18 protein-coding genes are annotated in these 22,064 nt (G+C 43.1%); 10 read left to right on the top strand and 8 right to left on the bottom strand.

The annotated features are described in order from the left end of the window. The first annotated feature begins 64 nt into the window (after positions 1-64). The 5 genes from OQX62_RS21430 (at position 65) to OQX62_RS21450 (ending at position 10,258) form a co-directional block, all read left to right on the top strand. Positions 65-3,202 (top strand): SusC/RagA family TonB-linked outer membrane protein, encoded by a 3,138-nt coding sequence (locus OQX62_RS21430; RefSeq protein WP_265833705.1) that lies wholly within the window; start codon positions 65-67, stop codon positions 3,200-3,202. A 20-nt stretch (positions 3,203-3,222) separates the two neighbouring features. After that, on the top strand, positions 3,223-5,058 hold the full coding sequence (locus OQX62_RS21435) for a RagB/SusD family nutrient uptake outer membrane protein (RefSeq protein WP_265833706.1): 1,836 nt from the start codon (positions 3,223-3,225) through the stop codon (positions 5,056-5,058). 8 nt (positions 5,059-5,066) lie between these two features. Further along, positions 5,067-5,744, top strand: coding sequence for a DUF3823 domain-containing protein (locus OQX62_RS21440; RefSeq protein ID WP_265833707.1), 678 nt, complete (start codon positions 5,067-5,069; stop codon positions 5,742-5,744). A gap of 81 nt (positions 5,745-5,825) precedes the next feature. After that, on the top strand, positions 5,826-7,748 hold the full coding sequence (locus OQX62_RS21445; protein ID WP_265833708.1) for a family 43 glycosylhydrolase: 1,923 nt from the start codon (positions 5,826-5,828) through the stop codon (positions 7,746-7,748). Positions 7,749-7,759: 11 nt separating this feature from the next. After that, positions 7,760-10,258: a sugar-binding domain-containing protein gene (locus OQX62_RS21450; protein ID WP_265833709.1), complete on the top strand. Its 2,499-nt coding sequence runs from the start codon at positions 7,760-7,762 to the stop codon at positions 10,256-10,258. 83 nt (positions 10,259-10,341) lie between these two features. Here OQX62_RS21450 and OQX62_RS21455 read toward each other — a convergent pair whose 3' ends face one another. The 4 genes from OQX62_RS21455 to OQX62_RS21470 form a co-directional block, all read right to left on the bottom strand. Continuing rightward, on the bottom strand, positions 10,342-10,527 hold the full coding sequence (locus OQX62_RS21455; RefSeq protein WP_265833710.1) for a hypothetical protein: 186 nt from the start codon (positions 10,525-10,527) through the stop codon (positions 10,342-10,344). Next, entirely contained in the window at positions 10,491-10,733 is a 243-nt protein-coding gene (locus tag OQX62_RS21460; RefSeq protein WP_265833711.1) for a hypothetical protein, read from the bottom strand. Before OQX62_RS21460 ends, OQX62_RS21455 begins: the two co-directional genes overlap by 37 nt. A gap of 170 nt (positions 10,734-10,903) precedes the next feature. Beyond that, entirely contained in the window at positions 10,904-11,098 is a 195-nt protein-coding gene (locus tag OQX62_RS21465; RefSeq protein WP_265833712.1) for a hypothetical protein, read from the bottom strand. 65 nt (positions 11,099-11,163) lie between these two features. Then, on the bottom strand, positions 11,164-11,901 hold the full coding sequence (locus tag OQX62_RS21470; protein WP_265833713.1) for a hypothetical protein: 738 nt from the start codon (positions 11,899-11,901) through the stop codon (positions 11,164-11,166). 129 nt (positions 11,902-12,030) lie between these two features. Here OQX62_RS21470 and OQX62_RS21475 point away from each other — a divergent pair, with 129 nt between their 5' ends. Together OQX62_RS21475 and OQX62_RS21480 are read left to right on the top strand one after the other, a co-directional pair. Continuing rightward, entirely contained in the window at positions 12,031-13,437 is a 1,407-nt protein-coding gene (locus tag OQX62_RS21475) for a PLP-dependent aminotransferase family protein (RefSeq protein WP_265833714.1), read from the top strand. Positions 13,438-13,518: 81 nt separating this feature from the next. Further along, positions 13,519-14,052, top strand: coding sequence for an N-acetyltransferase (locus tag OQX62_RS21480; RefSeq protein ID WP_265833715.1), 534 nt, complete (start codon positions 13,519-13,521; stop codon positions 14,050-14,052). A gap of 8 nt (positions 14,053-14,060) precedes the next feature. On the opposite strand, the gene OQX62_RS21485 is transcribed toward OQX62_RS21480, so the two are convergent. The 3 genes from OQX62_RS21485 to OQX62_RS21495 form a co-directional block, all read right to left on the bottom strand. Continuing rightward, positions 14,061-16,433 (bottom strand): ABC transporter permease, encoded by a 2,373-nt coding sequence (locus tag OQX62_RS21485; RefSeq protein WP_265833716.1) that lies wholly within the window; start codon positions 16,431-16,433, stop codon positions 14,061-14,063. A 189-nt stretch (positions 16,434-16,622) separates the two neighbouring features. After that, entirely contained in the window at positions 16,623-17,258 is a 636-nt protein-coding gene (locus OQX62_RS21490) for a response regulator transcription factor (protein WP_265833717.1), read from the bottom strand. Beyond that, on the bottom strand, positions 17,245-19,248 hold the full coding sequence (locus OQX62_RS21495; protein WP_265833718.1) for a sensor histidine kinase: 2,004 nt from the start codon (positions 19,246-19,248) through the stop codon (positions 17,245-17,247). Before OQX62_RS21495 ends, OQX62_RS21490 begins: the two co-directional genes overlap by 14 nt. A 215-nt stretch (positions 19,249-19,463) precedes the next feature. Here OQX62_RS21495 and OQX62_RS21500 point away from each other — a divergent pair, with 215 nt between their 5' ends. Then, positions 19,464-19,943 (top strand): hypothetical protein, encoded by a 480-nt coding sequence (locus tag OQX62_RS21500; RefSeq protein ID WP_265833719.1) that lies wholly within the window; start codon positions 19,464-19,466, stop codon positions 19,941-19,943. A gap of 19 nt (positions 19,944-19,962) precedes the next feature. Next, the gene (locus OQX62_RS21505) at positions 19,963-20,589 is read left to right on the top strand and encodes a carboxypeptidase-like regulatory domain-containing protein (RefSeq protein WP_265833720.1); all 627 of its coding nucleotides are present in this window, start codon (positions 19,963-19,965) and stop codon (positions 20,587-20,589) included. A gap of 45 nt (positions 20,590-20,634) precedes the next feature. On the opposite strand, the gene OQX62_RS21510 is transcribed toward OQX62_RS21505, so the two are convergent. After that, complete coding sequence (locus tag OQX62_RS21510) at positions 20,635-21,579, bottom strand: alpha/beta hydrolase family protein (RefSeq protein ID WP_265833721.1); 945 nt, start codon at positions 21,577-21,579, stop codon at positions 20,635-20,637. Between the two features lie 109 nt (positions 21,580-21,688). Here OQX62_RS21510 and OQX62_RS21515 point away from each other — a divergent pair, with 109 nt between their 5' ends. After that, on the top strand, positions 21,689-22,060 hold the full coding sequence (locus OQX62_RS21515) for a winged helix-turn-helix transcriptional regulator (RefSeq protein ID WP_265833722.1): 372 nt from the start codon (positions 21,689-21,691) through the stop codon (positions 22,058-22,060). Positions 22,061-22,064 lie beyond the last annotated feature (4 nt).

Raw genomic sequence — 22,064 nt, forward strand, 5'->3', positions numbered from 1 at the left:
GCTGCTCAGAACACAAATGAATAATGCATACCAAAGCTTCATTTAACCAAAACCAAATATAAAAATGAAAATCCTGAAATTTCTTATTATCTGCGTAATGATATGGGGAGTACCCACACATTTGTACGCTCAACGTAAGATTTCGGGGCAGGTGTTTAACGAGAAAAGTGAGCCGCTCAAAGGCGTCACTGTTCTGGTTGAGGGCATGCCGGCCGAAATTACCCAAACAGATGAACAGGGGCGCTTCCAGATTACTGCAACAAAGGGAACCCTGCTGATCACTAATATTGGTTACAAAAACCAGCGTGTTGACATTAGTCAGAAGACCACCTTTAACATCTTCCTCGAAAGTGAAAACAAGGATCTGGAAGAAGTAGTGGTTGTAGGTTATGGTACACAATCCAAACGCAATATTACAGGTGCGGTAAGTAATATCAAGTCGGAAGATATTGTGCGGACCTCTTCTACCACCGCAGCAGGTGCACTGGCAGGAAAGGTACAGGGTGTTTCGGTCAGGGCTAAAGATGCCCGTCCAGGTAGAGGAGCCAGTATAGAAATCCGCAACATGGGTAATCCGCTGTTTGTGATAGACGGTGTGGCTTATGGCGGCCAAACCGGAACGGACTGGGTGGGAACCCAGAATGCTTCCGGCGCCGACATTTTTAATGCACTAAACCTGGAAGATATCGAAAGTATATCCATCCTGAAAGATGCTGCAGCAGCCGTTTACGGTTTTAGGGCAGCCAAGGGCGTTGTGCTCATCACTACCAAAAAGGGTAAACGGGATGGGACAACAAAAATAAACATCAATGGCTACCAGGGCTGGCAAAATCTGACGCGCTTCCCAACTATGGCTACTGCAGCACAATACACCAGGGGTCTGGTCGAAGCTGATCAAAATGTCATCCGGGATCCGGGTACACTATATACCCCTCCATACAGCCCTGCAGAACTTGCAAAATGGCAGGCAGGCACTGAGCCGGGTTATCAGAATAACGATTACTATGACATGGTGATCCGGAAAAATATTCCGCAGCGTTACCTGAACGCAAATGTAACAGGCGGGGCAAAAAACTCGAATTATTTCCTTTCCATCGGCCAGATGGATCAGGATGCCATGATCAAAGACTTTTCTTATAAACGCACCAACCTGCAGGCTAATATGGAAGCAACCATCCTGGAGGGCTGGACGGTGGGCACACAGATTTCCGGCAGACAGGAAACGACTAAAGATGTTGGTCTGCCAGGGGGGGATGGCTATTTCTCTTCCATTTTAGCCATATTCAGAAACAGGCCAACGGTAACACCGTATGCAAATAATAATCCGGCATATCCGAATCTGACAAATGATTTGGCCTATAACCCCGCATTGTTCAGCAGAGATATTGTAGGTTATAAGGATAATAAATACCTGAGCGGGAACGTAAATCTTTTCTCCTCTTACAAAACAAAATTCGGACTATCAGCAAAGGGAACCGTATCCTATAATTATACCAACAACAAGTTTGATGGTTTTCAATATAGCTATGATGTGTACAGATATGAAAACGACAATTACATACGTAGCGGCGGCAGCGACGCAGGCTGGCGATACAAGACAGACCGTGAAGCCGTATCCCGTTTCGGACAGTTCCAGTTAGATTACACCAAACAGCTGGGCAACCATAATCTTTCTGCAATGGTGGGTTATGAGCGGTCGGACTGGGACAGAACTTACACTGCCTTAGGTGCTAATCCTTCCAATAACTATATTCCCTTAGTTAAGCTTGCAGAACTGAATGGTGTTGCAGATGAATGGTCATACGAAGCCAGGGCCGGATATATTGGCCGTATCAATTATAACTTCAAAAGTAAATACCTGGTAGAAATCCTGGGCCGCTATGATGGTTCCTATTTATATTTTGAAGATAAGCGATGGGGATTTTTCCCGGGTGCATCTTTAGGCTGGCGTATTTCGGATGAGCCCTTTTTCAAACCATTTAAAGGTGTGATCAATGACATGAAACTACGGGCTTCTGTCGGACAAACCGGATTGGAGGAAGGCGTAAGTATGCACGGTTATTTAGCGGGATACAATTTCGGACAGGGGGATGCAGTCCTGGATGGAATTTATTATCCCGGCGTTCAGCCGCGCCCTTTGCCTATCAGGAATCTTTCCTGGGTAAAGAATACAAATTACAACGTTGGTATCGACCTGGCCATGTTTGATAACAAGCTGACCTTAACAGCTGACGCATTCAAAATCATACGTACAGGCTTTCCCGCTAAACGATACGATGTATTACTCCCAAGTGAGATCGGATATGAACTGCCCAATGAAAACCTGAACAAAAACGGCTACTATGGTGCAGAAGGGATCCTCACCTATTCCAGCAAGATCGGCGAACTCAATTATGTGGTCAGCGGAAATCTAACCTTCTCCCGCTTCAAAAGTCTGGAATCTTATAAACCGCGTTTTGGCAACTCATGGGAGGAATATAGAAATTCCGCAGAAAACAGATGGGGCGGCATTTGGTGGGGTTACCAGGTAGTTGGACGTTTCCAGTCGGAAGAAGAAATCCGTAACTACGGCATCAATAACGACGGTTCCAATAACAGAACACAATTACCGGGTGATTTCATTTACAAAGATGTGAATGGTGATGGCGTAATCAATGGAATGGATGAGCGTCCTATTGGTTATCCAACAGGATGGGCACCAATGATGAGCTTCGGCGGCCGCATCGGCTTGAACTGGAAAGGCATAGATCTGAATATTGACTTTGCGGGCGGGGCGATGCAGTCATGGAACCAGGATTATGAATTAAGAAATGCCTTTCACGGGGACGGTAATTCACCTGCTTACCTGCTGGAAGACAGATGGCACCGTGCAGACCCATATGATGTAAACAGCGAGTGGATTCCCGGTTATTATCCCGCAATCCGAAAAGGGAACAGTGGTCCCAATAGCAGGAACAGTGATTTCTGGTTAACCAATGTGAGATACCTTCGGGTGAGGAATTTAGAACTGGCTTATAGTCTGCCAAAGCGGATCACAGAAAAGCTTAAAGCAGAAAAAATCCGCATGTACGTGAGTGGATCGAATCTGATCTCTTTTGACAACGTAAAGAAATTCCAGATTGACCCTGAAATTGAAGCTGCAGCAGCCGTCGCGTATCCTCAGCAAAAAGTGCTGATGGTAGGTTTCAATGTGACGTTTTAAACAAACACCTAAAAAAAATAATGATGAAAAAAATATACATAGCTATTGTTTTGCTGATCTGTTTAAGCATGAACAGCTGCAAGCATGATGAATGGTTTGAACGGGATTCAAAACAAACCATCACGGATGAACAATTGTGGAATGATCCAAAATTAGTGACTTCCCTGCTGGCTAACTATTACAACAGATTACCAACGCTGCATGGCGTATTCAATACCGGAGGAATGACGGAAATCGATGATGCAATGTGGTCCGGGCACCGGGATCAGAACTGGAGAAATGATTTTCAGTTTGGTGATGATTACGGACGTTACTGGGACTACGGGTTTATCCGCGATATCAATCTTTCGCTGGAAAATTTAGAAACGCAGAGCACTAAACTGACCGAACTGCAAAAACGCCTGTTCAAAGCAGAACTCCGCTTTATCCGTGCTTTTGTTTATTTCGAAATGGTCAAACGTATGGGTGGTGTACCTATTGTAGAAAAACAATTGGTATACGATTTCAGCGGCGATCCTACCCCATTACAGGTTCCACGTGCAAAAGAGTATGAAGTCTACGACTTTATATTCCAGGAAATGGAAGCTATCAAAGATGACCTCGTGCCAAATAACAGCAGCAAAACGAGAACAAACAGGTACACTGCTCTTGCCCTGGAAAGCAGGGCCATGCTCTATGCTGCATCAATCGCAAAGTACAATAACCTGATGGCGGCCCCTATTACTACCCCCGGCGGTGAAGTCGGCATTCCGGCAGCTATGGCAAACGACTATTACACCAAATCATTAAATGCCTCGAGAGAAATTATCCGTGGTCCTTATGCATTGTTTAATGAAAATTCAGATAAAGGCACTAACTTCTACGATATGCTGAATAAGAAAACCGGGTCCGAGGTTATTTTTGCGAAAGACTTTGCAACCAGCCTTAAGGTTCACCGTTTTGCTTATGACAATATCATCAAAAGTATGACCGAAGACAATGAGTCTTCTTCTACAATCTCCCCATCGCTCAGTCTTGTAGAAAGTTTCGACTACCTGGATGGAACCAAAGGAACACTGCGCAATAAAGATGCAGCGGGCAATTATATCGCCTATACCGGAATCGCAGATATATTCGCCAATAAAGATGCGCGTTTATATGGCACTGTCATCTATCCCGGTACAACATTCAAAAATAATCTGGTAAGAATACAGGCAGGTGTAGCGGTTTGGGATAACGGAAGTTATCAGTTGAGCACCTCGGCAGAATTAGGAAAAAATTATACGGACGGCCTGGTCTGGACCGGATTCGACGGACCTAAAAACGACGCCACGGACGTCAGTAATACAGGATTTTACATCCGAAAATTCGTGAGTGATGCACCGGCGGCAAGTACGAGAGGAACATCGGCAGCAAACTGGTGGCCATGGTTCCGGCTGGGAGAAATTTATCTGAACGCAGCGGAAGCCGCATTTGAACTTGGCCAGGGAGAAGGACTCGGATATATCAATTCACTGCGCCAACGTGCAGGCTTTCCTGCGAATAGCCTCAGTGCGCTGACGATGGACATCATCCGTAACGAGCGTCGTGTAGAACTGGCTTTCGAAGATCATCGTTACTTTGACCTGAAGAGATGGCGACTGGCGCATGTGGTATGGGATGGTTCTGAAAATGATCCCAACGCTGTAGTCATGGGATTGTATGGCTACCGGATCTCCAGACCAGGGCATCCGGACAATGGCAAATTTATCTACGAACGGATCAGACCAAGCCGCTTCAGAAGGGCACGATTCTTCAGACTGGCCAACTACTATTCGTCTATTGATCAGGCTGTATTAAACAACAATCCAAAAATTGTCAGAAACCCATTCCAATAATTCATGCTATGAAACTAAATTTTTTAATCACACTTACTGCCACTGCAAGCTTGTTGATGGCAGGTTGTAAATATGATAATTTTGAGGCACCCGAAACCACGCTGTCTGGCAGAGTGGTTTATGAAGGAAAGGCCCTGGGCGTACGTAACAACGGTCCTCAGCTGGAACTGTGGCAGGATGGTCACGCCCTCAAAACGAAGATCCCTGTATATCTGAATCAGGATGGAACCTTCTCAGCGAGTTTATTCAACGGCCGGTATAAACTTGTACGTATGGGAGACTCCCCATGGTTACAGCAGGCTGCAGATACAATCATCGTAAATGTGAATGGGAATACAACTGTCGATGTCCCCGTAACACCTTACTTTACCATCACTAACGAATCTTTTCAAAAATCCGGAAATACGATTACGGCTCAATTTGCAGTCAACAAGATCGTTCCATCTGCAAATGTCGAATTGGTACGCCTTTACCTGGGAAAGTCGATCTTGACCGACCAGGTACAACGTGAACTTCGCGTCGACGGGAATACGGGAACTTTAGTATTCGGGCAATCCACCTCCATTGCGGGTAATATTCCCGATAACCTGAAAAACTTGGATTATGTGTTTGCCAGACTGGGTGTTAAATCAACATCCTCAAGTGAATATATCTATACGGCAATACAAAAAATAGCTTTAAAATAATTAAATTATACGAAATGTGCAGGTTGAAGAACCTGCACATGATTTTTAATGGTATAAATTTTAACAAAACGCCAATTCTTAATGATGAACAAATTGCTATGTCTGCGCCTGATCCTTCTTGCCATTTTAAAATTAGCCTTTATCGGAACCGCATTTGGCCAGGAATACAAATCCGGGCCAGCCGATAAGGATTTCGCAGGTTACTTATTCACCTATTTTAAAGGAAATGCACAAAAAGATGAAGCGGTCTGTTTTGCCATCAGTACTGATGGCTACAATTACCGCGCATTAAATCATAATCAACCTGTTATCGATTCAAAAGTGATCAGCTCCACAGGTGGCGTGCGGGATCCGCACATCCTCCGCGGAGCAGATGGACAGTCGTTTTATATGGTACTGACAGACATGACTTCGTCCAGCGGATGGGATTCCAATCGTGCCCTGGTCCTGATGAAATCTGATGATCTTGTCAACTGGAAACACACAGTAATCAATATACAGCAACGTTTCAAGGGACATGACGACCTGAAGCGTGTCTGGGCACCGCAAACGATATTCGACCCTGCGGTACAGAAATACATGGTATACTGGTCTATGCAGCACGGTACCGGCCCGGATATCATCTACTATGCTTATGTCAATACAGCTTTTACTGATTTTGAATCCGAGCCCGCAGTGCTGTTCCATCCTAAAAACGGCAAATCCTGCATTGATGGAGATATCATTAACAAAAATGGACTGTTTCACCTTTTTTATAAAACAGAAGGTAACGGAAATGGGATTAAACTGGCCATCACGGACTCGCTGACTTCCGGAAAATGGATTCAACAAGCTGGATATAAACAGCAGACAAGAGATCCTGTTGAAGGTTCAGGCGTATTTAAACTCAACCAGTCTGACAAGTATATACTGATGTACGATGTGTATAGCAAAGGGAAATACCAGTTTTGCGAAAGTGATGACCTGGATAAATTTAAGGTAATAGACCAGAATGTGACTATGGATTTTCATCCCCGCCACGGAACGATTATTCCAGTCTCCCGTAAAGAATTAAAAGCCCTGACCAGCAAATGGGGCATACCACAAGGCATGGAACTGAAGCTGAAAACAAACCCGGTACTGGATGGCTTTTATGCCGATCCGGATGTTTTGTATTCCAATAAAACTAAGAAATACTACATCTATCCCACCAGTGACGGTTTCGACGGCTGGGGAGGTTACTACTTTAAAACCTTCTCTTCTCCGGATCTTAAAAACTGGACCGATGAAGGTGTAATCCTTGACCTGAAAAAAGATGTAAGCTGGGCAGACCGAAATGCATGGGCACCTGCCATTACGGAGAAAAAGATAAAGGGCGATTATAAGTATTACTATTACTTTACAGCGGCACAAAAGATTGGGGTTGCAGTAGCAGACCTGCCAACAGGCCCATTCACAGATTCCGGAAAACCGCTGGTTAATTTTAAACCTGAAGGGGTAAAAGGCGGACAGGAAATTGATCCAGCCGTCTTCAATGATCCCAATACAGGCAAAAGTTACCTGTATTGGGGAAATGGCTATCTTGCCGTAGCCGAACTGAATAAAGATATGGTATCGCTGAAAAAGAATACCATCAAAGTCATTCAAACCGACAAAACATTCAGAGAAGGCTGTTATGTATTTTACCGGAAAGGAACTTATTATTTCTTATGGTCAGAAGACGATACACGCAGTGAGAACTATCGCGTACGTTATGGAACGTCCAAATCAGCCATGGGCCCGATAATAATTCAGGAAAACAACCTTGTACTGCAAAAAGACCCCTCAAAGGGTATCTATGGCACAGGTCATAATGCTGTACTGCAAATTCCCGGAAAAGACGAATGGTATATTGTTTACCACAGGTTTAATTACCCGGATGGAATAGACATGGGCGATGCCGCTGGCTTCAACCGCGAAGTCTGTATAGATCGCATGTATTTTGACGACAAAGGAAATATTTTACCCGTAAAACCTACGCATTAAATAAATATAGAATGATACGATTGATTAAATATGCCGCCCTTGCCCTTGCTATTCATTTATTCAACCCCGCAGCTACTTTCGGACAACCGGGATTTGGTAAAGCCGAAAAGATAAATGCCGACTGGCGTTTTCATTTAGGCGAAATTGACGGAAAAACAGCAGCTAACGATAATGACCGATCCTGGCGTAATGTACAACTGCCTCACGACTGGACCGTCAAACAGCTTCACAGTCCTGCTTTTGCCAGTGCTACCGGATACCTTCCGGGAGGCATAGGCTGGTACCACAAGAATTTAACCATTCCTAAAGAGGATCAGGGGAAGAAATTATATCTGTATTTTGAGGGAGTATATAACCGCAGCGAAGTTTTCGTGAACGGGCAGTCCGTAGGTAAACGGCCCAATGGCTACATCTCATTTAGTTACGACATCAGTAGCTACCTTAAATATGGACAGGAAAATCATATCGCCGTTCGTGTAGACCATAGTCAGGATGCCGACTCCCGCTGGTATACCGGTTCGGGAATCTACCGTGACGTATGGCTGGTCCGGGCAAACCCTGTCCATCTTGAACAATGGGGAGTATATGCCTATCCGGAAGTAAAAGGTAAAAAAGGAAAATTACATATCCAGACCGCTCTTGTCAATGAGTCGCCATTAAATGCCAGTGTATCCGTACTCCATGAATTGCTGGATCAGAAGGGAACAGTAGTAGCGAAAAAAATGAGTAAAGTCGCCCTTACTACGGGTAACAGGAATGAGATCAGATCAGAGCTGGATTTAAACAATCCCGGGTTGTGGAGTGTAGCTAATCCTGCCCGTTATACGCTGCGCACAACGGTTACGCAGCAAAATAAAGTCATAGACCAGTCTGCACTGGTAACAGGCTTCCGTACCTTTACTTTTGATCCCGATAAAGGTTTCGCGCTGAATGGTCAGCAGATGAAAATTAAGGGAGTGTGTTTGCACCATGATTCAGGTGTACTCGGTGCTGAAGTTTATCCCGCAGTTTGGCGCCGGCGCCTGCAGACCTTGAAGTCGCTGGGCATTAATGCCATCCGAACCAGTCATAATCCACAGGCCTCTTCTTTGTATGAGCTTTGCGATGAATTGGGTCTGCTGGTCATGAATGAAGCCTTTGACGAATGGGAATACCCTAAGCGAAAATGGCTTCAGGGCTGGAACGTTGGCACTCCGGGATTTCAGGGAACCTATGATTTTTTCAAGGAATGGGGAGAAAGAGATCTGGGCGACATGGTTAAACGGGACCGTAACCACCTCTCCATATTTGCATGGAGCATCGGCAATGAGGTAGATTATCCGAACGACCCTTACTCCCATCCAATACTCGCAGGTGCCAGGGAAGGTGGATTTACCCAGCCAATTTTTGGCGGTTATAAAAAAGACGCGCCAGATGCGATGCGTTTAGGTGATATCGCTAAAAACCTTGCTGCCGTAGTAAAAAAATACGATAAGAGTCGCCCTGTAACTGCTGGTCTGGCCGGAGTTGCCATGTCTAACGAAACTGCCTATCCCGGAGCATTGGATATTGCCGGTTATAATTATACAGAAAGCCGCTACATACAAGACCATAAAAAATATCCAAAGCGGGTAATCTTTGGCAGTGAAAACCGTCATGACATCGATGCATGGAAGGCAGTGAGAGATAATGAACATATCTTTGGCCAGTTTCTCTGGACAGGAATAGATTACCTGGGCGAATCCGGCCGCTGGCCTTCACGGGGGTTTTATTCAGGATTGCTCGATTTTGCCGGCTTTGTAAAACCGCGGGGTTATTTCCGTCAATCCCTTTGGTCAGAAAAACCGATGGCCTATCTGGGTAGCTATCCGCTAAAAGCAGGTGGGGCAGGTACAGACGTTTGGTCTGTTTTGGAATCAGAACAGGGTCAGCTAAAAAGCGAAGCACCTTCAATGGATGCCTGGCCGGTCTGGAATTATCAGAACGGACAATTAATCCGGGTAGTTTGTTATACCAATACCGAAAAAGCGAGATTAGAACTGAATGGAGAGGTTGTGGGCGCAACGAAAAATTACGACCAGAAATATGGTATCACCTATTGGGACATCCCCTATTCAGCGGGCAAATTAGAAGTGATAGGAATGGACAAGGAAGGGAGAGAGACAATCCGTCACCAATTGCAATCCAGCAAACGCCAGCAAGCTATTCAAATAGTGCAGGGCGATCACTTGCAGATAGAAGCAAAAAATGGTCTGGCACAGATAGAACTACAGCTGGTGGATGAAGATGGTATTCCTGTACAGCTTTCAGATGATGAGATCACCTGTGATATCGTCGGAAATGCAAGGCTATTGGGGATGGATGCGGGGAATAATACGGATATGGGCGACTATACCGATAACAAACAACGCGTTTTCCATGGTAAAATGATCGTTTATATACAAACCAATGGCCAGCCATCTGATGAACTATCCGTTCGGTTTACCGCACCATGGCTAAAAACAGCAGTAGTAAAAATAAAATTGTTATAAACTAAACATTAAAACAAAATTGCCCCAATAAGTCGTTTACTTATTGGGGCAATTTACTTTGAAATCACCTGCCAGCATACCCATCATTTAATTTTTCTATAAACCCAGCATCCTGCCGCTCCTATCAATACTATCCCGGCAATCAGCCATTTTAGTGAATAAGCAGCAGACACAGCCACATGCTTTTTTTCCAAAGCCTTTTTTTCCTGTTCCTTCAGGGCTGCTTTCACTTTTACTTTTTCCGCTGTCTGATTGCTGGAGCTTTCCATCCCAGATTGATGATATCTGTAAAAGTGCTGATAAATGGTGTTACCAAACCCCATATTGCACGCTGACTTAACTGTGCCAGGGATGGCGGCACACTTGATGGGCTAGACAACCCTTTAAGGATCTTCAATCCTTTACTTAACACGCCTATCCCTTCACCTACTCTGCCCCGGATTGTACCGAATACAGCTTCTGAATACTTTGCCATAATTTTAAATTTTTAAAAATTAATAAATCTGTTAATTCAAGTCATTGCCTACCGGTAGCTTCGAACTCGTTGAACGAATGTAAGCACACAAAACACAACTAACTAATTTTCAAAGCGTTACTTCCGGGAGTTGCGACGAGCTTCCGGAACTTGCAGGTATGGGGAGGTATTTAAAAGAAAAGAGGAGAAATAATTGAGATTTTGGGGTACTGGCCTAAGCTATCAAGGTGATTATAAGAACGTGAAATGGCGAAACCGGGGAAGTCAGATGGCATCATATGATTATAGGTGCTGAACCATTCCAAAGCACTCACATACAGAGAGAGAATCTTAATCAGGAGTATAAATAAAAATAAACTACGCATAATATGCAGAGATTAATTAGGTAATTAATCTCTGCATATTGGTCACATGTAAAATCAAATATTGATTAATCCTCCACTGCCGTCATCTCCATTACTCTACCCCCGGCAGTAATCCGCTGTTTCCAGAGTTGCCTGGTCAACTGATCAATCTGATAAACACTTTTTCCATCAGTTGCAGCACCAATCTCATCAGCTGCTTCAACTATCCACACTTTTCTTTCCCCTGATTTCTTGCTCAGGTATTTTCCTTCATTTACACTAAGAATATGGGCTTTGACAACTCCCATTTTACCTTTTGGATTATAGTCATAAATATCAATATCAGCTGTATAGCCAACCTTAAGCGGCAGCCAGTTGATGAGCATAGGATAAAAATTACTGTCAAAATACCCTGATGGTATTTGTTGTGCTATGTTAGTAGTTTTATTGGTCTGTTTGTCGCGGTAAAACCCTTTGACCGAGGCACCGAAGTGGAGCGCCATATCACGCTGAATATTGTAGGAAGCATGGTAAACTGGCGAAAGATCTGTTTTACGTACGATAGTAGAGTCTATCCAGGGCGCGGGAGACCCTTTCATTTTCACTTCGGTAATCACCTGTACCTTGTCACCCAGAACCTGTACTTTAGTATTGACTAGGCCTATCGTCATACTCATGGTATCTCTGAGCATGGCCCAGCTCATTTGATAGCTTTGCTCTTTAATCCATTTTTGAGCTACCACATTTTTTTTTGGAACAATAATTTCCTGGCTCCAGCACCTTAGTGAAATGGTGCTGAGGAATAAAAAGCAGATTATTTTCATAGCTTATGTGAAAGATTTATAAATATTAGATACAGCTCAACAAAACTTGTTACATTGCCAGCAGACTAATATGGCAATGCTTTCATTATTTCTGTGACATTGCTATTAATTGATTAAAAATTAAACTATATGAGATCATATAGATATGAAGTATTTACCTCATCTATTGAAAAGAATATCCGCGAAGGCATCTTTAAACCGGGATATAAACTTCCATCTATCCGTGAGTTGAAAAACCAGTACCACGTTAGTACCCAAACTATACAAAGTGGATACGAATACTTAATGATTCTCGGATGGGTAGAAAGCATTCCAAAATCAGGATACTATGTCAGCACAAAGTCCATCGAAATATTGGTCCAGCCCCCATCTTCTACAGCTCCAATCGTAAGAGATGCCATATTTGAAAATAACTTAGTGCTCACCACTTCCTCGCGACCGGCAAAAAAGCTGTCTGAGTTTAATGTGGCAACTCCGGGCGATTTACTTATTCCTCAAAAATTACTACTGCGAACGATGCAGCAGGTGATCAGAGAATACGGAGTTAGCTTACTAAGATATTATCCGCCTAATGGGTCAGAGACACTGAAAAATAGCATCATCAAAAGGACTGCACTTTACAAGACACGTATCAATTCCGATCAACTGATTATTACTGATGGTGCATTACAGGCCGTATATATTGCTTTAGCAGCTGTTTGTACAGCAGGCGATATTGTTGCGCTAGAAAGCCCTTGTGTATTTTCTATACTGGAAGTGGTGAGAGTACTGAATCTTAGAGTAATTGAAATCCCTGTTGATCTGAGCGTTGGTTTCGACATCGATTTTTTACGCAGCGCATGTCTAAAAAACAGGATAAAAGCCATTTTGGTCACGCCGAACTTTCATAATCCAACAGGGATATTGATGAGTGATGAACAGAAACAGGTACTATTACAGCTCGCACAGCAGCAAGACATTGCAGTGATAGAAAATGATGTTTACGGTGATCTTAGCTTCAGCGGACAACGACCATCTACTATAAAGAGTTTCGATGAAAGTGGCCTGGTCATGACTTATTCCTCATTTGCTAAAACGCTGGCCCCGGGTATCAGGCTCGGCTGGTTATCGGCCGGAAAGTTTATGGAACGTGCGGAACAAATCAAATTCTCTCTGGGCAGCTCTGTTTCCCCTGTTTACCAGGAAACGGTTAACAAACTGCTCGACGGCAATAGCTATGACAGACATCTCCGTTCATTTAGAATGCAACTGGCCAAAAATGCTTATTTCACTATTAAGTTAATAACTGCCAGCTTTCCAGAAGGTACAACATGCCATATGCCTTCCGGCGGCTACAATATCTGGGTTAAAATGCCGGATCATACAAATATGGATCATTTCTATAAACAATGTGAAAAGATAGGTGTAAGATTTACTCCCGGCTATACCTTCTCTTTTTCCAATGACTTCTCCCGCCATTTCAGGGTTGTATTTGCGGACAAATATTCTCAGAAAAAAATCGAAGCCATTCAACTTTCAGGACAACCCATAAGGTAATCTGTACTGGTAATTGCTAAAAGTTCTGTATCGGTACAATTATAATGAGCTGGTTAGCTTTGTAGTCTTATTATTTAGGAGATGGATACAGAGATTACAACCAGGTTTACAGTGGTTACGGGAAAAGGGATAGATGCATTGTTGATGCTAACCAAAGAGGTGGCTAAAGAAAAATTCTCGGATGTGTTGGAAGCGCATGTGCTTGAACAATATATTACAGCAAATTTTAATGAAAAAAGTCTAATTATTGAGGTTAACAGCATGTCAAACCAATGGCTGGTTGTCTACGCTGATGAAGAACCTGCAGGATACGCAAGGATTACTTCCAAAGGAAAAAGACCTGGACGTTTCGATTCCAAAAGAATGATTCGCATAGCAGACTTCGGACTGCTAAAAAAATATGACGATCCTGCAATCAGACAATCTTTATTTGATAAATGCATATCGGTCTGCAAGTCTTACGAAGTGCTTTGGATCAATGAATATCCCAAAAATCCAATAATAGATTTTTTCGAGAGTGAAGGATTTGTAAGAGAAGAGGAAAACTATCAGCATGATGAACTCCCCTTATCTACTGTTTGCCTTATAAAAGAACAGTACAAAGGGCATTACTGACCATTGCTCTACTCATATTTCAGCGCTTCAACCGGATTAGCTTTTGCAGCCTTATAGGCCTGAAAACTAACCGTCAGAAAGGCAATTATTGCAGTTCCTGCTATTGACAGGAATAGAATGGCGAATGATATTGTAGTCCTGAACTCAAAATGAGTAAGCCACCGGTTCATCAGGTAATAGGCTAAAGGCACGCCAATACAGGCAGCCACAATTACCATTTTCAAGAAAGAAACAGAAAGCAATTTCATGATATTTCCGACCGAGGCACCCAATACGCGGCGCACACCAAATTCTTTGGTACGCTGTTCTGCACTGTAAGCCACCAAACCATAAAGTCCCATACAAGAGATGAGTATTGCTATACCGCCAAACAGGTTGGCCAATATGCCCAATATTTTCTCTGCATGTAGTTTTTTGGCATACTGCTCATCGGCGAAGCTAATTTCTACAGGGTATTCCGGATTCAGCGTTTTGGCAACAGTTGAAATCAGATCGACGTTTTTACTCAGGCTATTCGCAGGATTTAACCGCATATTAATAGTTCCTTCCGGATTTTTGTTAAAGATAATCACCATGGGTTTTCCTGAACGATAGGGAGAATCCCAGATAAAATCCTTAAAAACGCCAATCACCTTCAGCTGTTTGCCAAAGTGATTAACCATCATTCCCATCGGATTTTTAACCTTCATCATTTTCACGGCTTTGCTGCTCAGCAAAATTGCTGCACTATCTGAGGCGAAATCTCTGGAGAAATCACGCCCGCTCAATAGTTCCATACCGTTTGTCTTCACTAAATCATAACCTGTTTCAAGGCGGTTAAAAACAATTTCCTTGCCTTGTTCTTCCATACCCGGCCATTTGAAGCCATAAAACCAGCTGCTCACATCGGTCATACCGCGGGAGGATTGGTTTACCGCAGTAACAGCCCCGGTTTTCATCACCTGCTCTTTAAACAATTCAAACTTACCGGACAGTTCACCATCCTGGGGCAGTTCTGCCAGCAGGTCGATATTGTAACCCACAGGTCTGCTCTTAATAAATTGCAGCTGTTTATAGATCACGAGCGTAGCAATGATCAGCATAATGGCAAAAGAAAATTGTACAACCACCAGCACCTGTCTCAGATTAAAAGGAAAAAGCTTAGCCCTTGCGGTTTTTTTTCTTAAAGTCTGAATGGGATTAAAAGAAGAAAGGAACAATGCTGGATAGGTGCCGGACAATAATCCGGTCACTAAGGCTACCGTTAATATCCCCAGCCAATAGCCCGTACTGGTATAACCGACCTGAATACTCAGGTCCAGCAAGTTATTAAATAGTGGCAAACTGGCTTCAGCAATAACTACTGCAATCAATAACGCCACCATGGTCAGCACCATCGCTTCGGTCATAAACTGGATCACCAGGGAACGCTTCGTTGCACCAATAGTTTTCCTGATCCCCACTTCCTTTGCCCTCCGCTCTGATTTTGCAGTGGCCATGTTCATGAAATTGATGCAGGCAACAAGTAAAATGCCGAAAGCCAGTGCCACAAAAAGATAAATCCGTTCGATATCGCCCCCAACACTCCTGCCATTCAGAAATTCGCCGTATAAATGTGTATCCCTTAGAGGGAATAAAAAGTTCTCCGTCCTTTGATCTGTATAATTTGCATTGAACAGTTTTTTTACTTTACTATTGATGAGGTTAATATTGGCGGGTTTGTTCACCTTCGCCATAGCCAGAAAGTTAAAATTTCCCCAGCCCGGATTTTTCACATAATCATTAATGCTGGCAAAAAAAGACCAGGGCATCAGATAGTCAAACCTGATAGTTGTATTGGCAGGTAAATTTTTGATCACACCGGTAACTTTTAAGTCTCTTGCATTTTTATACCTCACCGTTTTGTTCAGCACGTCGGTAGTACCGAATAAAAGTTGTGCCGTCTCCGCTGTCAGTATCACAGCATTGGGCGTATTTAGTGCAGTACTAGAATTACCGACTATAAAATCGTAGTTGAAGATTTTAAGTATCTCCGGATCTGCAAAGAGATCTTTCCTTTTGAATCTTTTTCGCTCATTTGATAGTATTGACTGATCACCTCCACCGATTCTGGCGATCACATCTACTTCGGGTATTTTTGCTTTAATCGCGAGTGGAATGCCATCTCCCGGCGACCCTCCTGTACTGGTAATTCTTCCCGAAGCATCCTGAAAGTTAGTCATCACCTGATAGATTTTATCCGAATCTTTAAAGTGACGGTCAAAATTCATTTCATAATTCACATATAACAGCAGTAGCAGGCAGGCAGATAAACCGACCGACAGCCCAATAATATTGATCACAGAAGAAGTCCTGTTTCTCCAGAGATTGCGCAGGGCGATTTTTAAATTGAGTCTGAACATGGCATTATTGTTTATCGATCATACAAATACGATTGCTGTGCAATTTACCAAGTTTGTGCCAACTGCAATTAATATTTCAACTAATTGTATTACAACATATTAATTTAATGAAATTAACGAAACTGTTCGGTATTGAACAGCAGACGTCCAGTGCCGGACACCGGAAACAGGTAGAAACCAATAATTAGATTACAGCAGATTTTGCTGACTGGCCGCCATAATCAACTCCGCCATATTCTTCACATTGAACTTTTGGATGAGGTTTTTCCGGTGGGTATCGATAGTAAGGGGACTTAAGAAAAGTTCCTGACCTATTGTCTGACTGGTCTTTCCTTCTGCAACCAGTGCAAGTACCTGCTTCTCGCGACGTGTCAATTGCGGCCTTTCCTGTAACTGATTTTTTGAAGGTCTGCTGATGATTTCCATTACCGCTCTGCTATACACAATATTTCCTTGTATCGCCTCAGCAATACATTGCCTCAGCTCCTGTATAGAGCTGTTTTTAAGTAAGTAACCGCTGGCGCCATTTTGTATGCTTTGCAGGATAATACTCCTTTCTGTATGGTTACTTAGAATAAGTATGGTGGTAGAAACCCATTCGCTTTTTATCAGCTGGCACAGGTCCATGCCATTGATATCTGGTAGGGTGATATCTAATAGAATCAGGTCCACCTTATTGTTCCTGAGATAAGAAAGAATTTCAGCACCGCTGCAAAAGCCACCAACTACCTGTATATTCGCTTCATGCTGTAGCAGCATCTTTAGTCCCTCTATCACAATCGGGTGGTCATCTACTATCGTAGTCAGCAATTTATCCTTCTGCATTTGTATTGATTTCTATATTAATAGTGGTTCCTTCGTTAACAAGCGACTGAATCTCAAACTGACCTTTCAAAAAGGCAATCCGGGTTTTCAGGTTATTCAAACCCATCCCTTTTTTAGTGGTCAGTATCGCTGTATCAAAGCCACAACCATCGTCTTCAAACGTAATAAAAAATATATTTTCATTCTGGCTGCACTGCAACATAATATGACTTGCGCAGGCATGTCTGATTGCATTCGAAAACAACTCCTGGATAATTCTGTAGATATTTAACTGCACCGTCAGCGCTATATCCTTCTCTATATTATAGGCCTGAAAATCTACCTGTAAATCGTCCTGCATATAAAATTCACTCAGATCTTTTAAGGCCACCTCTAAACCAAACTTTAATAGTGTTTCGGGCACCATGTTCCGCGCAATGCGCCGCAATTCGCCTACTGAATTATCCAGTTGAGTGATAATACGATACAGATCCTTATCACCGGATATTCCGGCATTGTTATTTGACCAGCCCGACAAACCGATCTTTACCCCGGCAAGCATCCCTCCCAGTCCATCGTGCAAATCGCGTGCAACACGTTCGCGTTCATGTTCTTCACCGTCCAGCATAGCTTTTGCGATATGCAATTGCTGTTGCTGCTCCACCTCCTTCAGCTGCTGCTTAAAGTTAATTTCCTTTTGTGCTGCAAGTCTCCGGTTTTTTTTAGCCGTGAGGATCACAAAACCAAGCACTATAATTAAACATACACAACCCATTGCCAGCAGCCAGCTATTTAAACGCTGGTTTTTCGCAGTTAAAATTGTTTGTTTGTTCTGCGCCTGCAAGACGGCAATTTTCTGACGGTTTTGTGCTGTCTGATACTTTGTTTCCAATTCGTTGATCTTAACTTTAGTCTGACTGTTATGAATGGAGTCAGCTACAGCACTATAGCGCTTTTGCCATTGGAAAGCCTCTTTGTAGTCTTCCAGGGATTGATTCGTCTTGGCCAGCTCGGCATAGATTGCAGCCCTGTCGTTAATATCTGCTACCAGCGTGCCTTCTTTAACGATGTCCAGCAATAACTGCCGGGCTTTCTCATATGATTTTTGCTGACTGTAAATGGTATATCTCCTGAAGATAAATTGCTGAAATAACTGTTTCTGATTGTATTTTTTTGCCAGAACGATCCCCTTTTCTGTACTCAGCAATGCATGGTTTAAATCGTTGATGGTAGAATAATATAAAACCTCGTTGTAATAATACAGAGGATAGTTTAACGACTCAGGATAAGGCTTCAACAAGGCCAGCGCCTTGTTCAGCAAAGGCTTAGCTTTAGGGGCTTTGTTCTCATAACAGTAGATACTCACACCACTCAGATAAGCGAATACCAGTGTTGCAGATTTGGGACTCTCTTTTTCCAGTATTCCGATAGCTTTCTGAACGTACAACCCTGCTTTCGCAAACTGATAATTGTTCATCAGGATAGTTGACAATTGCGTATAATAATGGGCAACCATAGCCATATTGCCTGCCTTCAACGCATTGGGAATAGCTTTATCCAGGGTAATACTGATAATAAATTCATATCCTTTTTTATCCTTATTCATCAAAGCATAATTAAACCAGGCAGCGGCACGGTTACCATAAGCTTTTTTGGTCGGAAATGCACTGAGCATTTCTTCCGCTTTTTTAAAAGCCGCCGATGCCCTCTTCGTATCCCGGTTGAAATAATACTGACCTTCATAAAAATAGTAGAGGGCTTTCAGGTAAGGAGATTTAGCGGCAAATTGCCGGCCGTTCCGCAAGTAATTTTTACTTTTTACAGTGTCTTTGAATTTCCAGTAATCTACCAGAAGGAAGCTGGCATTAGCTTTAGCAGTATCAGGATGTTGCTGCCGGAGCACCTGATCAAGACTATCCAGGTAACGGTGTTCATTAAGGGGAATTTGCTGTTGAGCAAACATATTGTTCATACCCAGCAGACAAATCAGGAGCAGATATATTTTTTTCATCTTCAGGTTGATCGGGTTACGGCATAAAAAACAGGGCTGGTAAGAATTGAATAAATTTTAAATATCCGGCTTAAAAACGAGAATTCAATATTTTATTCAGCTAAAACTAAAAAATACCTAAATATCAGGAGAAATAAAACCCGAAATAAGGGTATTTATTTTCATAAAGTCATCAGATAGCTTTGTACCGAATTTACAATTAATCAAAATCTGATATGAAAACAAACTTTTTTAGAACTATCCTTAACGTTATTATCTGTATCTCCATTTTATCAGTGTTTGCATCCTGCAGTAAAAAAGATGATCCTGAAGTTTCTCCCGCAGATGGCAGGAATGCTAAATTTACCTTTACGGTGACGGGCGCGCCCTCATCTGCTTATATATCTTTTGTGGCGGCTGGCGTAGGAAATGATCCGGCCGACGCGACCGTATGGAAAATTAATGGTGTAACGCAAAGTAGCCAGGCTGCGGTGAGCCTCGGACTTAATGATTTTACAGGTGGTACGCAAACCTATGTGGTAGAATCGACAAAACCTTTACGTGCCATCAGTGCAGGTGCACAGTGCCTGAGTCCGGCGGCAGACCAGCCTTATACAATCAGCTTCAAGGCCGAGATCAATGGAGAAGTAAAAGTTAACGAACAAAATATAATCGTCAGCAGAGATAAAGACTTTACGCACAATTATACTTTCTAATCATCTATCAGACAATATTATGAATTTTCACAAATATCTATTGGTCATTACCCTTGGGCTGACCACCGGTTCAGCGCAGGCACAATATAAAGAGCCGGAAGAAAAAGACAAAGTAACCGTCTTTTACCCGAAATCTTCTTTTGATTCCCTGCAGGCAAAAAAGCAACTGGCAAAAGGAAAAGCGACGATTCAAGGCGTCGCTTTTACACATCCAAAATCCTCTATAGGAGTTAAACCATTGCTCTCTCCCCGTATTTTGGCCAATCAGATCAAGATTACTCTTTTTCCTGTCACTCCTTACTTTGAGGAATGGTATCAACTGAGAAAAGATAAAGAGAACAAACGCAAAAGACGTTATGTATATTTATCAGATGCGGCTTACCGGTACAGACTTGAAGCCATAACCAACAGCAGCGGAAAGTTCACTTTTCCGGAAATGAAACCCGGAAAATATTTCCTGCAAGGCTTTCTTGGTTATACCTCTAATGGTTCATATAATGAATATACGGGCACCGGGTATTCAAGCAGCGGTTATCAAACGAACTATTACGAGCGAAAGAATTATTCCATTGCTCATGAAGACCGCATCGAAGAATTTGTTGAAATAAAGGAAGATGGCGAGATAGTGAAGGTGAAACTAAAATAACAACCACACCACTCTCCCCATCACAGCGATCAGAAAAATGCAGAATTATTTGCTTTCAACTTTGCCAATAGGATTCGCTTTGCTGATAAAGTCAGCAGAGATGGCTGCCCAGGCAGCATCTTCCGGATAAAGCGCAGTACGAAGGTACGCCCAGGTCAGCCGCTGCACAGCGGCTACCCGCTCTGGGTTTTCATCTGTCGTTTCAGTTACCAGATATCCGGAAATGCCACCTAACATATGTTCGGCTCCAAATAAAGTAACCAACTGATTTGCCCCCGGACTGAGTGTGTAGGCATCTGTAAACCACTCGGGACCAAGAACAGTCAGTGGCGAATAGTCCTGATCTCCCGCAACCACCAATGCTGGTGTGGTCATTTCACTATAACTCTGGTTCAGATATGGAAGATGTTCTTTGGCAAAGGGACTCAATGCCTCGCCTCCACGTCCGCCCGCGGCTAGCAGAATACCTGCGTTTATGCGGGGATCGGAAAGATCCTCACCCAAACTTCCATCAGCGTCAATCATTCTTGAACCCAGTAGCATCCCTACAGTTTGTGCACCGAAAGAATGTCCGCATGCCGCAATACGGCTTGTATCCAGTCGTCCCTTAAGCCATGAAACTGCATCTTCAATAAAATCCAGCTGATCAAGGATATGTTTCATATCCTCAATTCGCATCTGCCAGATCAGCGGTTTACGGGGATCATCTTCACGAAGGTTCAATTTCCTGGAATCCAGAAAGGTGGGTTGAATAACAACAAAACCATGAGCCGCCCAGAAATTAACCAGCGGGGCATAACCATCGGATGAATTTCCGAAGCCATGCGCAAACAGGATAATGGGTAATTTGTAGCCGGTTGCGGGTGCTGAAATACGGACCTGCAGTGGTACACCACGGCCTGGTACCGATAGTGAAACCGGACTGATGGAGCTGACAGGTACAGGGCTGCTGAGATATGTGTCCCCAGAAATATTGATCGTATTTTCCATGTGATTTTTAAATTTATTACGATCACAAAGCTAATCGCAGTAACTTTACCAATTGCATGTGTTCCCCAAAGGGAAGTACTACCCTCCGGGGAAGCCCAATATTTAAGAAATGGCAAAAAAGGAAACGATAGAAAAAACGCCTGTGGATTGCATACCACATTTAAAGGCAATTCAGGATACTCAGGACATATTGAGCGGTAAATGGAAAGTGCTTATTATAGGAAGTCTGGCATTTAGTAAAAAACGTTATATGGAGCTTCAGCGTGTGGTTGAAGGTATAGGCCCCAAAATGCTCTCGAAAGAATTGCAGGAATTGGAAATCAATGGTTTAGTGAGGCGCACTGTACTGGAGTCAAAACCTGTTACTGTTGAATATGAATTGACTGCCTATGGGCACACCATTAAACCGGTGATTGATGCTATGGCTTCCTGGGGCAAGCAGCACAGGGAGAAGGTAATCAGCGAAATAAAGGGAAAGTAAATGA

The sequence above is a fragment of the Pedobacter sp. MR2016-24 genome, from assembly GCF_026239655.1.
Taxonomy (GTDB): Bacteria; Bacteroidota; Bacteroidia; order Sphingobacteriales; family Sphingobacteriaceae; genus Pedobacter.